The 14,386-nt window shown below is 71.3% G+C and carries 11 protein-coding genes and 1 tRNA gene; 6 read left to right on the forward strand and 6 right to left on the reverse strand.

The genetic code is table 11. The features are described 5' to 3' along the window. Positions 1-78 precede the first annotated feature (78 nt). On the forward strand, positions 79-1,653 hold the full coding sequence (locus ASF68_RS12890) for an ABC transporter substrate-binding protein (RefSeq protein ID WP_056010926.1): 1,575 nt from the start codon (positions 79-81) through the stop codon (positions 1,651-1,653). Between the two features lie 300 nt (positions 1,654-1,953). Here the strand turns inward: ASF68_RS12890 and ASF68_RS12895 are convergent, their stop codons facing one another. The 6 genes from ASF68_RS12895 to ASF68_RS12920 form a co-directional block, all read right to left on the reverse strand. Next, positions 1,954-2,559, reverse strand: coding sequence for a HutD family protein (locus ASF68_RS12895; RefSeq protein ID WP_056010929.1), 606 nt, complete (start codon positions 2,557-2,559; stop codon positions 1,954-1,956). After that, positions 2,556-3,749 (reverse strand): imidazolonepropionase, encoded by a 1,194-nt coding sequence (hutI, locus tag ASF68_RS12900; protein ID WP_056010932.1) that lies wholly within the window; start codon positions 3,747-3,749, stop codon positions 2,556-2,558. The genes ASF68_RS12895 and hutI overlap by 4 nt, the downstream gene beginning before the upstream one ends. Next, positions 3,746-5,215: a formimidoylglutamate deiminase gene (locus ASF68_RS12905; RefSeq protein ID WP_235526805.1), complete on the reverse strand. Its 1,470-nt coding sequence runs from the start codon at positions 5,213-5,215 to the stop codon at positions 3,746-3,748. Before ASF68_RS12905 ends, hutI begins: the two co-directional genes overlap by 4 nt. Continuing rightward, positions 5,212-6,429, reverse strand: a complete 1,218-nt coding sequence (locus ASF68_RS12910) for an allantoate amidohydrolase (RefSeq protein ID WP_082498609.1) — start codon at positions 6,427-6,429, stop codon at positions 5,212-5,214. Before ASF68_RS12910 ends, ASF68_RS12905 begins: the two co-directional genes overlap by 4 nt. After that, on the reverse strand, positions 6,426-8,096 hold the full coding sequence (hutU, locus tag ASF68_RS12915) for a urocanate hydratase (protein ID WP_056010935.1): 1,671 nt from the start codon (positions 8,094-8,096) through the stop codon (positions 6,426-6,428). Before hutU ends, ASF68_RS12910 begins: the two co-directional genes overlap by 4 nt. A 103-nt stretch (positions 8,097-8,199) precedes the next feature. Next, entirely contained in the window at positions 8,200-9,168 is a 969-nt protein-coding gene (locus ASF68_RS12920) for a diacylglycerol kinase family protein (RefSeq protein WP_056010938.1), read from the reverse strand. A gap of 57 nt (positions 9,169-9,225) precedes the next feature. On the opposite strand from ASF68_RS12920, the gene serS reads away from it, so the two are divergent. The 5 genes from serS (at position 9,226) to ASF68_RS12945 (ending at position 14,341) form a co-directional block, all read left to right on the forward strand. Then, positions 9,226-10,491 carry a serine--tRNA ligase gene (serS, locus tag ASF68_RS12925; RefSeq protein ID WP_056010941.1) on the forward strand — a complete coding sequence of 422 codons (1,266 nt, stop codon included), beginning with the start codon at positions 9,226-9,228 and terminating at the stop codon, positions 10,489-10,491. Next, a complete protein-coding gene (locus ASF68_RS12930; protein ID WP_056010944.1) occupies positions 10,488-11,327 on the forward strand; it encodes an HAD family hydrolase in 840 nt (279 codons plus the stop codon). The genes serS and ASF68_RS12930 overlap by 4 nt, the downstream gene beginning before the upstream one ends. 147 nt (positions 11,328-11,474) lie before the next feature. Continuing rightward, positions 11,475-12,704 (forward strand): LCP family protein, encoded by a 1,230-nt coding sequence (locus ASF68_RS12935; RefSeq protein WP_200921157.1) that lies wholly within the window; start codon positions 11,475-11,477, stop codon positions 12,702-12,704. A 96-nt stretch (positions 12,705-12,800) separates the two neighbouring features. Beyond that, positions 12,801-12,885, forward strand: a tRNA-Ser gene (locus ASF68_RS12940). Positions 12,886-13,000: 115 nt separating this feature from the next. After that, complete coding sequence (locus ASF68_RS12945; RefSeq protein ID WP_082498610.1) at positions 13,001-14,341, forward strand: LCP family protein; 1,341 nt, start codon at positions 13,001-13,003, stop codon at positions 14,339-14,341. Positions 14,342-14,386: the final 45 nt, after the last annotated feature.

A 14,386-nucleotide genomic window follows, 5' to 3' on the forward strand; every position in this document is an offset into this window, starting at 1 on the left:
TCGGGCGGACCTCCCGCCCAGCGCCACAGCACCCGGCGCCACCCACCCGCACCCGCAGTCACCCGAAGGACCCTCCCCATGAACCGATCCACCCGTTTCGCGGCCGTCGCCGTGAGCCTCGGCGTCGTCGCAGCCCTCGCCGGTTGTACGGCCCAGGGCGGCACGACGACCACGACCGCGCTCGTCATCGGGACGACCGACCAGATCGTCTCCCTCGACCCCGCCGGCGCCTGGGACCGCGGATCCTTCACCCCCCAGAACCAGATCTACCAGCACCTCCTGAGCTACGACGAGGGCGACGTGGTGCCCGCGCCCGACGCCGCGGAGTCCTGCGACTTCACCGGCGCGACCACCTACGTCTGCACCGTCAAGGAAGGCTTGACCTTCTCCAACGGGCACGCGCTCACGGCCTCCGACGTCGTCTTCTCCTTCACCCGCGTCCGGGAGATCGCCGCCGACAACGGCCCGTCGCCACTGCTCGCGAACCTGGAGAGCGTCGAGGAGGGTGACGACGACCAGGTGGTCTTCACGCTCAAGGTCTCGAACGACCAGACCTGGCCGTACGTCCTCACGAGCATGGCCGGACCGATCGTCGACGAGGAGGTCTTCCCCGCGGACAAGCTGCTGAGCGATGACGACGTGATCGGCTCCGGGCCCTACGAGGTCGACAGCTACCAGTCGGGCGGGCTGCTCTCCCTCGAAGCGAACTCGCGCTACTCCGGGACCCGGGCGAAGACGCAGCACGTGGTGCTCAAGCCGTACACGACGGCGTCGAACCTGCGGCTCGACCTGGAGAAGGGCGACATCGACATCGCCTACCGCTCGTTGACCGCGACGGACGTCGCCGACCTCCGCGGTGATTCCGAGCTGCAGGTCGTCGACGGTCCTGGCGGTTCGGTGCGCTTCCTCACCTTCAACCTGAACACCCAGCCGGGTGCGAACGACGCGCAGAAGCTCGCGATCCGGCAGGCGGTCGCCTCGCTCGTCGACCGGAAGGAGATCGCCGACCAGGTCTACAAGGGCACCTACGCGCCCGCCTACTCGGTGGTGCTCGACGGCCAGACGGGCGCGACGCCCGCGTTCCAGACCGCGTACGGCGACGCCCCGGACCGGTCGAAGGCCGCTGCCATCCTCGCCGCCGCCGGGGTCAGCACCCCGGTCGCCCTGCCGATCCAGTACACGAGCGACCACTACGGCCCCGACTCCGATCAGGAGTACGCGCTCATCAAGTCGCAGCTGGAGGAGTCGGGTCTGTTCTCCGTCGACCTGCAGTCGACCGAATGGACGAGCTACGTGAAGGAGCTCAACCCGGAGTCCGGCTACCCCGCCTACCAGCTCGGGTTCTTCCCCGACTACCCGGACCCCGACAACTTCATCCGCTCGGCCTACTCGACGACCGGCGCGTCCGTCGCCAACGGGTACTCCGACCCGGCCGTCGACGCGCTCATCGACACCGAGGCGACGGCGACGGACCCGGCGGCGCGCATCGCCGCGATCGAGCAGATCCAGGCGCTCACCGCGGAGGCGGCACCGATCATCCCGCTGCTGCAGGGCACGGAGACGGTCATCGCGCAGAAGAACGTGACGGGGCTCGAGGAGACGCTCGACGCGACCTACGTCTTCCGCTTCGCCGTCCTCGACCGCACGAAGTAGTCCGCCAGCTGGGGTGTGCGTCAGCGCGGTGCGCTGACGCGAGCGCGGGTCTGTGAGGTGAGCGCGCCCCTCCGGAGACCCGCGCTCGCGGCTGTGGGGTGCGCTCGCGCCGGGTGTGCGTCGCTCACGCGGACGCACCGCGCTGGCACCCCGTGGCGAGGTCTCATGCCAGCGCGGTGCGCTGACGCGAGACCTGTCGCATCGGCTTGAGCGCGGGTCTGTGAGGTGAGCGCGCCCCTCCGGAGACCCGCGCTCGCGGCTGTGGGGTGCGCTCGCGTCAGCGCACCGCGCTGGCATCCCTCACGAACCGGGGAAGATTCTCGCGATCGCGATCGTGGCGTCGCCGGTCAGAAGCAGGGTGCCCGCATCGAGTCGCAGGGTGTCGTGCACGTCGAGTGAGCCGTGACCCTCCGCCGACAGCAACCCATCGAGGAACACGACGAACGTGGTGGTTCCCAGCGTCGTCGTCACCAGCCTCGAACCGTCGACGACGGCGACCTCGAGCGATCCACGGAACCGGTCCCGCGACACCATGAGGTTGAGATCGAGGGTCGGACCGACCACTCCCCTCGACGCCACGGCCGCAGCCCCGTCGAAGGCGGCGACCTGCCATCGGTCCAACTCGACCGGCTCGCCGTCGATCACGAGCCCGAGGCCGCCGGCCGACAGCGCCATCAGCTGTCGGTCGACGCCCGGGAATGCGGAGAAGGCGACGTCCGACTCGACCGTCGCGATGCTCAGCGTCCAGCCCGGGCCGTCCGGCACGTCGAGGTCGCCCTCGGTCTGGCGCCGGACGGGCTCGGCGGCGATCTCCGTCGCGGTACCGAGCCCGTTCCGCCAGCGATAGCTCCGATGCCCCGCGGCCGGCAGCAGCACGACACCCGGTGCCTCGGCGAGATCGCTCACGGTCGGGTACCCGACGTGACGCGCTCACCGCGCTGCCACACGCCGACCGTCAGCGGCACCCCGGGGCGGTAGGCGAGGTGCGAGACCGAGGGGGCGTCGAGCACCTGCAGATCGGCGAGACCGCCCACGCGGAGCGATCCGACGGCGTCGACACCGTGCTCGCGCCCGACCGCCACCGCGGCCCCGCGCGTCGCCGCCCAGACCGCCTCGGCGATCGTGAGCCGCATCTGCAGCACGGCGGTCGCCACGCAGTACGCCATCGACGTCGTGTACGAGGTACCCGGGTTGCAGTTGGTGGCGAGGGCGATCGCGGCGCCGGCGTCGACGAGGGCGCGTGCCGGAGGGAACGGTTCACGGGTCGACAGGTCGCAGGCGGGCAGCAGGGTCGCCACCGTCGACGAGCCGGCCAGGAGGTCGACGTCGGCGTCGGCCAGGTGGTTGCAATGGTCGACGCTCGCGGCACCCAATTCGACCGCGAGCCGCACCCCGCCGCTCTCGCCGAGCTGGTTGCCGTGCACGCGGACCCCGAGCCCCGCGGCGCGACCGGCGAGGAGCACCTCCCGCGACTCCTCGACGTCGAACGCACCGACCTCGCAGAACGCGTCGATGTACGACGCGAACGGCGCGACGGCGTCGAGCATCGGGCCCGTGACGAGGTCGAGGTAGTCGCGGCGGTCGACGCCGGCCGGCACGAGGTGGGCGCCGAGGAAGGTGACGACGTCGGCGACCTCGGCCGCCGCTCGAGCGGACCGCGCCTCGCCCTCGACATCCAGCGCGTACCCCGTCTTCGCCTCCAGGAAGGTCGTCCCCTGGGCGAGCGCCTCCGCCCGCAACCGCTTCGCGCCCGCGACGAGCTGCTCCTCCGAAGCGGCGCGGGTGGCGGCGACGGTCGTGGCGATCCCGCCCGCCGCGTACCGGCCGCCGGCCATCCGCGCCTCGAACTCCGCAGAGCGGTCGCCCGCGAACACGAGGTGCGTGTGGGTGTCGACCCACCCGGGCAGCACGGCGCGTCCGCCCACGTCGGTCCGCGCGTCGGCGGCGGGGGCATCGGACGCCGAGCCCAGCCAGGCGATCCGACCGTCCTCGATGACGAGCGCCGCGTCGGTGATCCGGTTGCCGTCGGTGTCGCCCGGCCCGGAGCCCGCGTTGGTCGTGAGTTCGGCGATGCCGGTGATGAGTTCGGTCGTCATGGCTGCATCTCCTGCGAGGGGTGATCAGGTGTCGGGGACGAGGTGGCGGCTCGGGGCGTCCCTGTCGATGCTGCCAGCTCGGCGAGCGCCGCCGTGAGGAGCTGTTCCGGCGTGGTCTGCTGTGGAGTCGCGAGCAGGCGGCCGCGTTCGGCCACGAGTCGCCCGCCGACGATCACCCGTTCGACGTCGGACGCGGTCGCGACGAGGGCGAGCTGGGCCGGGTCGGCGCCGGTGGTCCGCAGACTCGACGTCGACACCTCGACGAGGTCGAGCGGGTCGCCGACGGCGAGCGTGTGGCGCCCGAGTCCGAGCGAGCGATAGCCGCCGGCGGTCCCGGCCTCGAGGAGTTCCGCGGGCGAGAACCGACCGCGTCGGCCGGAGGCGAGCCGTTCACCGGCCTCGAGGCCGCGCAGTTCGAGCAGGGGGTCGACGACGGCGTTCTGGTCGGATCCCACGGCGATCCGCGCGCCGGCGTCCGCGAGGCGGCGTGCCGGTCCGATGCCGTCGCCGAGGTCGGCCTCGGTCGTCGGACACATCACGACGGTCGCGCCCGAGCGTCCGATCGCCGTGATGTCGGCGTCGGTCAGATGCGTCGCGTGGACGAGGCTGATGCGCGGGTCGAGCGCTCCGAGCGCGGCCAGCACACCCGTCGGTGTCCTACCCGTCTTCGCGAGGGTGTCGAGGTTCTCCTGCGGTTGCTCCGAGAGGTGGACGTGCAGGGCGACGTCCTCCGGCAGTCCGGTGAGGATGGTGCGCATGGCCTCGACGGGCACGGCGCGCACCGAGTGCAGTGCGGCACCGAGGGTCACCAGTCCGGCCGCGTCGTGCGAGGCAGAGAGCGCCGTGCGGAGTCCGTGCCAGCGGTCGAGCCAGCCGGCCGCGTCGCCGTCGCCGAACGCGCGCTGTTCCACGAGGAGCGGCGCGGCCGGACCACCGGCGGGTCCGAGACCGCTCGCGAGGTAGGCCGTGTCGAGGAGGGTGAGCCGGATGCCGATCTCGGCGGCGGCCTCGGCGACCGCGAGTTCCATCGCGTGTGCGCTCGGGTACGGGGTGCCGTCGGCCTGGTGGTGCACGTAGTGGAACTCGCCGACCGCCGTCCAGCCGCACACGAGCATCTCGCCGAACACGGCGCGGGCGACCCGGCCGTAGTGCTCCGGGTCGAGACTCGCGGCCGCCGCGTACATCGCCTCACGCCACTGCCAGAAGTCGCCGCCGTCGGCGTGGGTGCGCCCGCGGAGCAGCCGGTGGAACGCGTGGGAGTGGGCGTTGCCCATGCCGGGGACCACGGTTCCGAGGCGTCGGTCGTCCGCCTGCGGGTCGACGCCCCGCTCGACGGTGGCGATGCGTCCTTCGTCGTCGGCGGTGAACCGGACGCGGTCGATCGGTCGGCCGTCGATGATCGCAGTCGCCGCCCAGGTGGGCGGTCGGTCGTCCGAGGAGACGGCGGCGGTGCTCGCGACGCTCACAGGACGCTCCGCAGCAGGGTCTCGAGCGCTTCGACCCCGGCGACGCAGTCGGCCGTCTCGGCGAACTCCTCCGGCGAATGCGAGACGCCCGTCGGGTTCCGGACGAAGACCATCGCCGTCGGCACCGCACCGTTCAGGACACCCGCGTCATGCCCGGCTCCCGTCGGCAGCAGGGGGACCCCGCCGAGCGTGCCGGCGAGCCGCGCGGCGAGCTCGGGGTCGAACTCGACGACGCCCGACCACGACTCCTCGATCAGCTCCGCCGCACATCCGGAATCGGCGACGGCCTCCTGCACGCGGGCGCCGATGTCCGCGACGAGGGCGCGCGTCTCGGTGTCGGTGGCCGCGCGGGCGTCCACCCAGGCGTCGACCTCCGAGGCGATGACGTTGGTACCGCCGGGCACGATGCGCATGCGGCCCACGGTGGCGCGGGCGTCGTCCGTCGCGAGGGCGGCCTGCTCGACCGCGAGGATCGCGCGGGCTGCGGCGACCACCGGATCACGGCGCTCGCGCATGCCCGTGGCGCCGGCGTGGTTGCCCTGGCCGCTCACGCGGAGCCGCCACCGGCCGTGGGCGAGGATCGACGACGCGACGGCCGTGGGCGAGTCCAGGTCGATGAGGCCGCGCCCCTGTTCCACGTGCAGCTCGATGAAGAGTCCGATGCGGGCGAGGGCCTCGTCGTCGCGGCCGAGGTGCTCGGGGGCGAGCCCGGCTGCGGCTGCGGCCTCGGCCACCGTGATCCCGTCGGCGTCCGTCAGCGCCCGGGCGGCGTCCGCGGTGATCGCCCCGGACAGGAGCCGGGATCCGAGGCAGGCGACCCCGAACCGCGACCCCTCCTCCTCGGCGAACACCACGACGGCGACGGGACGGGACGGCTGGAAGCCGGTGGCCTGCAGGCGTGCCACGGCGTCCAGGGCGGAGACGACGCCGAGCGGCCCGTCGAAGGCGCCGCCGCCCGGGACGGAGTCGAGGTGGCTGCCGGTGACGACCGCGTCAGGCCCCGGCGTGCCCCACCACGCCCAGAGGTTGCCGTTCCGGTCCGTCTCGACGTCCAGACCGAGCCGGGCGGCGCGGGCCGTGAACCACTCGCGCAGCTCGAACTCGGCCGGTGTCCAGACGTGCCGGGAGTACCCACCGCGTGCCGGGTCGACCCCGACACCGGCGATCTCGTCGAGTCCCGCCAGGCGGCCGTGGGCGAGCAGGCCGTCGGTCACTCGCCCTCCCACATCGGCACCCGCAGGCCGCGTTCGCGGGCGACCTCTGCCGCCCGCTCGTAGCCGGCGTCGACGTGCCGCATGACGCCGGTGCCCGGGTCGTTCACCAGCACGCGCGCGATCTTCTCGGCGGCGAGCGGCGTCCCGTCGGCGACGATCACCTGACCGGCGTGGATGGAGCGGCCGATGCCGACGCCGCCGCCGTGGTGGATCGACACCCAGGTCGCGCCGGACGCCGTGTTGAGCAGGGCGTTGAGCAGCGGCCAGTCGGCGATGGCGTCCGAACCGTCGGCCATCGCCTCCGTCTCCCGGTAGGGCGAGGCGACGGAACCGGAGTCGAGGTGGTCGCGGCCGATGACGACGGGCGCGCTCAGTTCACCCGAGGCGACCATCTCGTTGAACTTCAGGCCGGCGAGGTGGCGCTCCTGGTAGCCGAGCCAGCAGATGCGTGCCGGCAGACCCTCGAAGGCGATCTTCTCGCCGGCGGAGGTGATCCAGCGGCGCAGCTTCTCGTCCTCGGGGAACAGCTCGAGGATGGCGCGGTCGGTCGCGGCGATGTCGGCCGGGTCGCCGGAGAGCGCGGCCCAGCGGAAGGGCCCCTTGCCCTCGGCGAAGAGGGGCCGGATGTACGCCGGGACGAAGCCGGGGAAGTCGAAGGCGCGCGCGTAGCCGCCGAGCTTCGCCTCCGCGCGGATCGAGTTGCCGTAGTCGAAGACCTCGGCACCGGCGTCCTGGAAGCCGACCATCGCCTCGACCTGCTTCGCCATGGCGAGGCGCGACCGGGTCGTGAAGTCGGCGGCGTCGGTGGTGGACTCGCTCTGCCAATCGGCGAGCGCCGTGTCCTCCGGGAGGTAGGCGAGCGGGTCGTGCGCGCTCGTCTGGTCGGTGACGATGTCGATCGCGACACCGCGCCGCAGCAGTTCGGGGAAGACGGTCGCCGCGTTGCCGACGAGGCCGACGGACAGCGCACGGCGTTCGGCCTTGGCGGCGAGCACCCGGGCGACGGCGTCGTCAAGGTCGTCGGTCATCTCGTCGAGGTAGCGGTGTTCGACGCGACGCTGCAACCGGGACGGGTCGACGTCGACGATGAGGACGACGCCCTCGTTCAGGGTGACGGCGAGCGGCTGTGCGCCACCCATGCCGCCGGCGCCGCCCGTGAGGGTGAGGGTGCCGGCGAGGGTCCCGCCGAAGCGCTTGTCGGCGATCGCGGCGAAGGTCTCGTAGGTGCCCTGGAGGATGCCCTGCGTGCCGATGTAGATCCACGAGCCGGCGGTCATCTGTCCGTACATCGTGAGGCCCTCGGCCTCGAGCTTGCGGAACTCGGGCCACGTCGCCCAGTCGCCGACGAGGTTGGAGTTCGCGATGAGGACGCGCGGTGCCCACTCGTGCGTGCGGAAGACGCCGACGGGCTTGCCGGACTGCACGAGCAGGGTCGCGTCGGCCTCCAGGCCTTCGAGGGTGCGGACGATCGCGTCGTACGCCTCCCAGTTGCGGGCCGCCTTGCCGGTGCCGCCGTAGACGACGAGGTCCTCCGGGTGCTCGGCGACCTCGGGGTCGAGGTTGTTCATGAGCATCCGGAGCGGGCCCTCGGTCTGCCAGCTCTTGGCGGTGAGGGTGGTGCCGCGAGCGGCGCGGATGGTCCGGGGAGCGTGTGCCGAGTCGGTCATGCGCTCAGTCCACTCCGCCGGGGGTCGCCCGGCGAGTGCTGTCGATCACCTGGTGTCTGGTCCCCCAGACATCGAGCCGTCGAGGACCAGGGAGCCCTGGCCGCTACGGGAGGGTGACGAGCAAGCCGCCGCGGTGCGCGTCGAACGCGACCGTCGTCGCCATGCCGAACGCGTCTCCGTCGAGTTCGAGGTCCTGCGCCTCCTCCACCCGGACCGTCAGCGCCTCCGCCCGCAGGTTCGTCACCGTGTTCGCGCCGCGACCCTCGGTGAACCGGATCATCCGACGACCGACCGCCGTCCGTCGCAGCACCCGGTTCTCCCACGTCACCTTCCGCCACACGAGCAACCAGCCGAACGCGCCCCTCGGCTGCAGCACCGCCACGTCGAGGAAGCCGTCGTCGAGCTCGGCGTCCGGCATGAGCTGCACCCCGCCCTGCAGCGTGCCGCAGTTGCCGACGAGCACGGAACTCACCGTCGCCGCATGCTGCCGGTGCCCGCGCAGCTGGTAGTGGATGCGGAACGGTGCCGCCGTGATGATCGAGCGGAGGCCCGACTCGACATACGCGAGCCAGCCGAGCGACTTCTTCAGATCCGGGTTGGCGGTGGAGATCATCATCGCGTCGATCCCCATGCCGGCCATCACGACGAAGGCGTGCTCCTCCTCGGAGCCGTCGGGGCGCGTGATCATGGCCACGCCGATGTCGATGGCCCGCGTCTCGCCCGTGAAGGCCGTCGCGATCGCGGCCGTCTGGTCGCCGAGCGGCAGCTTCAGGTTCCGCGCCAACAGGTTGCCGGTGCCCGAGGGTATGAGGGTCAGCGGCACCCCGCTCCCGCGCAGTCCCTCCGCGACGGCGCGCACCGTCCCGTCGCCACCGGCCGCGAGCACGACCCGTGCGCCGTCGAGGACCGCACGTCGCGCCTGCCCGACACCGGGATCCTCGACACTCGTCTCGTAGAGGTGCGGTGCCGCCCACCCCGCCTCCTGCGAGCGGGCCTCGAGGGCGCTCCGCAACCGGGTGGCGTCGACCTTCACCGGGTTGTACACGAGCGCTGCGTGCGGGGGAGTCGGCATGGCCCAACGGTACTGTCCCGGGGCTCTGGCGCCGACCTCGATCGCTAGACTTGCCGGGTGATCGATCCCGTACTCCTCCGCGAACAGCCAGAAGTCCTCCGAGCGTCGCAGCTGAAGCGAGGGTCCTCCGTCGACCTCGTCGACCAGGCGATCGACGCCGACACCGCACGCCGCTCCGCCATCACCGGGTTCGAGGAGCTCCGCGCCGAGCAGAACGCCTTCGGCAAGCAGGTCGCCAAGGCCCCCAAGGAGGAGAAGGCTGCACTCGTCGCCCAGGCGCAGCAGCTCTCCGCCCGCGTGAAGGAGGCCCAGCAGGTCGCGACGGAGGCCGAGGCCTACTTCGCCGACATCGCCGGACAGATCCAGAACCCCGTCCTCGACGGCGTGCCCGCCGGTGGCGAGGCCGACTTCATCACGCTCCGCGAGGTCGGTGAACGCCCCACCTTCGACTTCACCCCGCGCGACCACCTCGAGCTCGGCGAGCTCCTCGGCGCCATCGACATGCAGCGCGGCACCAAGGTCAGCGGCTCGCGCTTCTACTTCCTCCGCGGTATCGGCGCGCGTCTCGAGATCGCCCTCATGAACCTCGCGCTCGACCGCGCGCTCGAGGCCGGCTTCGTCCCCCTCATCACCCCGACGCTCGTGCGCCCCGAGATCATGAAGGGCACCGGCTTCCTCGGCGAGCACGCCGACGAGGTGTACCAGATCGCCGGCGAAGACCTCTTCCTCACCGGCACGAGCGAGGTGGCGCTCGCCGGCTACCACTCCGACGAGATCCTCGACCTCGAGCAGGGTGCGCTCCGCTACGCCGGCTGGTCCACCTGCTACCGCAAGGAGGCCGGCTCGTACGGCCGCGACACCCGCGGCATCATCCGCGTGCACCAGTTCAACAAGCTGGAGATGTTCGTCTACACCAAGCCGGAGGACGCTGCGGCGGAGCACGAGCGCCTGCTGTCCTACCAGGAGGCCATGCTGCAGTCGCTCGGCCTCAGCTACCGGGTCATCGACACGGCGGCCGGCGACCTCGGTTCGAGCGCCGCCCGCAAGTTCGACGTCGAGGCCTGGGTGCCGACGCAGGATGCGTTCCGCGAGCTCACCAGCACCTCCAACTGCACCACGTACCAGGCTCGCCGCCTCGACACCCGGTACCGCACGGAGTCGGGCAAGACCACGCCGGTCGCGACGCTCAACGGCACGCTCGCGACGACCCGGTGGATCGTCGCGATCCTCGAGACGCACCAGCAGGAGGACGGCAGCGTCGTCATCCCGGAGGTGCTCCGGCCCTACCTGGGCGGGCTCGACGTGGCGCGGCCGATCCGATGACGTCCGAGACGACGCCCGCGCAGCCGGCCGCGACCTCGCCCCGGCTGCTCGTCGCGCTCGACATCGACGGCACCGTCCTGCACGAGGACGGCTCGCTCAGCCTGTCCGTCGCCGACGAGGTCCGCCGCGTGGTCGCCCTCGGCCACGTCGTCACCCTCGCCACCGGTCGGAGCTGGGAGAGCACCCGTCCCGTCCTCGAAGACCTCGAGTTGACGCCGCAGTACGTCGTCTGCGCGAACGGTGCGCTCATCATGAAGCGCGACGAGTCGAAGCCCGACGCCTACGAGCGCTTCTTCATGGAGACCTTCGACCCGACGGAGGTGCTCGGCCTCATCCAGCCGCACCTGTCCGAGGGCAGCTACATGGTCGAGTACCCCGACGGCTTCCGCAAGTACACGGTCGGCATGGAGGACTGGAACCTCGAGAACGCCGTCGAGGTGCCGTTCGAGGAGCTCGTCACGAGTCCGGTCACCCGCGTCGTCGTGGTGTCGCCGAGTCACGACGAGGAGGAGTTCCTCCGCATCGTCGACCGCATCGGCCTCAGCCAGGTGAGCTATGCGATCGGGTGGACGGCCTGGCTCGACATCGCCCCGAAGGGCGTCAACAAGGCGACCGCGCTCGAGCGGGTCCGGCAGTGGCTGGGCTTCGAGCGTTCGCAGATGGTCGCGGTCGGCGACGGCCGCAACGACGTCGACATGCTCGGCTGGGCGGCCGACGGCGGCCGTGGTGTCGCCATGGGTCAGGCACCCGAGGAAGTGCTCGCCGTCGCATCCGAGGTCACCGGCACCGTGACCGACGACGGTCTCTCTCAGCTCCTGAGGAGCATTTCGGGTTAACATCGTCCAAAGCTCTGTGCCTGCACGTCGTTTCCGGTGCGCACGGGGCGTCGGGGCGTGCCGGTTCCACCGGTCTCCTCCCGCGTCGCTGCAGCCCGGTCCGCCCGGGTTGGAGCCAGCCCTGTTCCTGAGATGAGAGCGAGATCCATGACCCGCCACGCCGACGCGTCCAAAGCGCGCGCCGCCGTCCGTCACGGCAGGCTCCGCAAGTCGAACCCGTTCGCCACCGTCGCGAAGGTGATCGCCGCGACGGCCGCCGTCGTGGGTGTGAGCGGCATCGCGGTCGCCGGTGTGGCCGCGCTCGACCTCGCCAACAGCGTGAAGCCGGTCGCGCACCTCGACAACGAGACGCCCGGCGCTCCGCCGCCCAACATCGGCGCGATCGAGGGTGGCGTCAACCTCCTCCTCGTCGGCAGCGACTCGGGTGACGGCAACGAGGCGTACGGCGAACGCGACGAGAACCTCAACGACGTCACGATCCTCATGCACATCTCCGCCGACCACTCGAGCGCGACGGTCGTCAGCTTCCCGCGCGACATGTACGTGCCCATCGGCGACTGCGCGAACGGCGGCAACGGCCGCGACAAGATGAACACGGCCCTCATGTACGGCGGTGCCGACGGCGGGCTGGCCTGCGCCGTGTCCACCGTCGAGGGCATCACCGGCCTCTCCATCCCCTTCGCCGCGCAGATCGGCTTCGACGGCGTCATCTCGATGTCGAACGCCGTCGGCGGTGTCCCGGTGTGCGTCACCGAACCGCTGAACGACGCCTGGAGCGGCATCAACCTCGACGTCGGCACCCACGACCTCTCCGGCGCGTCCGCGCTCGCCTTCCTCCGCTCGCGCCATGGCGTCGGCGACGGCAGCGACCTGTCGCGCATCTCGAACCAGCAGGTCTTCCTGTCCTCGCTCGTCCGCACGCTGAAGAGCAGCGAGACGCTGTCCGACCCGATCAAGCTCTACTCGATCGCCCGGGCCGCGTTGAAGAACGTGACCCTGTCGAACAGCCTGAACAACATCGACACGATGGTGTCGATCGCAGCAGCGCTGAAGGACATCCCGCTCGACCGGGTGGCGTTCGTCCAGACGCCGACCGCCACGGTCGAGGGCGGCGTCGAGGCGACCTCCGATGCCGACGTCCTGTGGACGGCCTTGCAGAGCGACCAGGCGGTCGCGCTGTCGGCGACCGGCAAGTACGTCGTCACCGACCCGAACGCCCCCGTCACGCCCGATCCTGCGGCGACCGATGCGGCTGCCGATCCCGCTGCGCCGGTCGACCCGGCGGCTGCAGGTCCGGTGGCGCTGCCCGACACGATCACGGGCCAGAACGCGGCACAGAACACCTGCACGGCCGGTCGTCCCGAGGAAGACCAGTAGTCACCGGGTGATCGGATGGGGCCGCTTCGCCGCTGGCCCCATCCGATACACTCGATCCTGGTCGGCCGCAGCGTCATGGCGGGCGATCGACCATCAGGAGGGCTGTCCGAGCGGCCGATGGAGCCAGTCTTGAAAACTGGTGGGCAGAAATGTCTCGTGGGTTCGAATCCCACGCCCTCCGCACTCCTTCGCCACACCGTTTCGCACTGTTCTCCACACCCGGATCGGTTGGCCTCGCCGTCGGCTCCGGGGTATCCGGCTGTGCGCTGCACATGCTCCCGTGGTTGAATCGACGAATGCCCCCGCATTCGCCCGACATCGACGAGCCCGCCGGCGACCCCGCGGCTCGACGCACGGCAGACCGTGGGCCACGCCCGAAGAAGCTCGCGACCATCGCCAGACACGGCCGTCTGAAGCGTTCGAGCCCGGTGGCGACGGGCCTGAAGATCCTCGCCTCGACCCTCGCCGTCGCCCTCGTGAGCGGTGGCATCGTCGCCGGTATCGCGCTGTGGGACGTCGCCGCGACGGTGAAACCCGGTGTCGCGCTCGTCGACGCGCAGGGTGAGACGGTCACCGACCTCCCCGCGATCGGCGCCTACCCGGGCGGCGTGAACCTCCTCATCGTCGGCAGCGACTCCCGCGAGGGCCAGGATGAACGGTTCATCGATCCTGAGGTCGAGGCGACGGGCAACCTCAACGACGTCACCATGCTCGTGCACATCTCCGAGGACCACAGCAACGCGACGGTCGTCAGCTTCCCTCGCGACATGTTCGTCTCCATCCCCTCCTGCCCCGACCCGACCGGGGGCTCGTTCGACTCGATGAGTCGGCAGAAGATCAACACCTCGCTCAGCTACGGCGGCCTCGCCTGCACCGCGCTGACGGTGTCGCAGCTCACCGGCCTCGAGATCCCGTTCGCCGCCGAGGTGCAGTTCAGTGGGGTGATGGCGATGTCGACCGCGCTCGGCGGGGTGACGGTGTGCGTCGCAGACCCCATCGAGGACGAGTACACGAACACCTTCCTGTCAGCTGGCGAGCACACGCTCGAAGGGTACGAGGCGCTCCAGTTCCTCCGCACCCGTCACGGCGTCGGCGACGGCAGCGATCTCAGCCGGATCAGCAACCAGCAGGTGTTCCTGTCGGCGATGATGCAGCAGGTGAAGAGCGCCGAGACGCTGACGAACCCCGCCATCCTCTATTCGCTGGCGAAGGCGGCGGCGCAGAACATGCAGCTGTCCGACAGCCTGACGAGTCTCGACACGATGATCGCGATCGCCATGACGCTGCGCGAGGTCGACCTGTCGAACATCGCGTTCGTGCAGTACCCGAACGAGGCCGTCGAGGGTGGTGTCGAGCCGATCGACGACGCCGCGACCGCCCTGTTCGCGGCACTCGCGAACGATCAGCCCATCCAGCTCACAGGTGCCACGGGTGCCGGTGCGGTCGCGAACCCGGCCGACCCTGCTCCCGCAGACCCGGCGGAGGGTGCCGATGCCGGCGCCGACCCGGCGGCGACGGCTCCGCCCGCGGATGCGACCGACACCTCGGCCGGTGCCGTCGTCCTGCCCTCGTCCGTGCAGGGCCAGACCGCCGACCAGCGGACCTGCTCCCGGGGCCGGACCCTCGAGGACCAGTAGTCCTCAGCGCCGGTCCCTGTCCTTCGACAGGCTCAGGAACCGGCA

The sequence above is a fragment of the Plantibacter sp. Leaf314 genome (genome assembly GCF_001423185.1).
Taxonomy (GTDB): domain Bacteria; phylum Actinomycetota; class Actinomycetes; order Actinomycetales; family Microbacteriaceae; genus Plantibacter.

Coding starts and splice junctions, on each gene's coding strand:
- ASF68_RS12890 (WP_056010926.1), top strand. CDS start 79: ATGAACCGATCCACCCGTTTCGCGGCCGTCGCCGTGAGCCTCGGCGTC.
- hutI (WP_056010932.1), bottom strand. CDS start 3,749: ATGACGACCGAACTCATCACCGGCATCGCCGAACTCACGACCAACGCG.
- hutU (WP_056010935.1), bottom strand. CDS start 8,096: ATGACCGACTCGGCACACGCTCCCCGGACCATCCGCGCCGCTCGCGGC.
- ASF68_RS12920 (WP_056010938.1), bottom strand. CDS start 9,168: ATGCCGACTCCCCCGCACGCAGCGCTCGTGTACAACCCGGTGAAGGTC.
- ASF68_RS12930 (WP_056010944.1), top strand. CDS start 10,488: ATGACGTCCGAGACGACGCCCGCGCAGCCGGCCGCGACCTCGCCCCGG.
- ASF68_RS12935 (WP_200921157.1), top strand. CDS start 11,475: ATGACCCGCCACGCCGACGCGTCCAAAGCGCGCGCCGCCGTCCGTCAC.
- ASF68_RS12945 (WP_082498610.1), top strand. CDS start 13,001: ATGCCCCCGCATTCGCCCGACATCGACGAGCCCGCCGGCGACCCCGCG.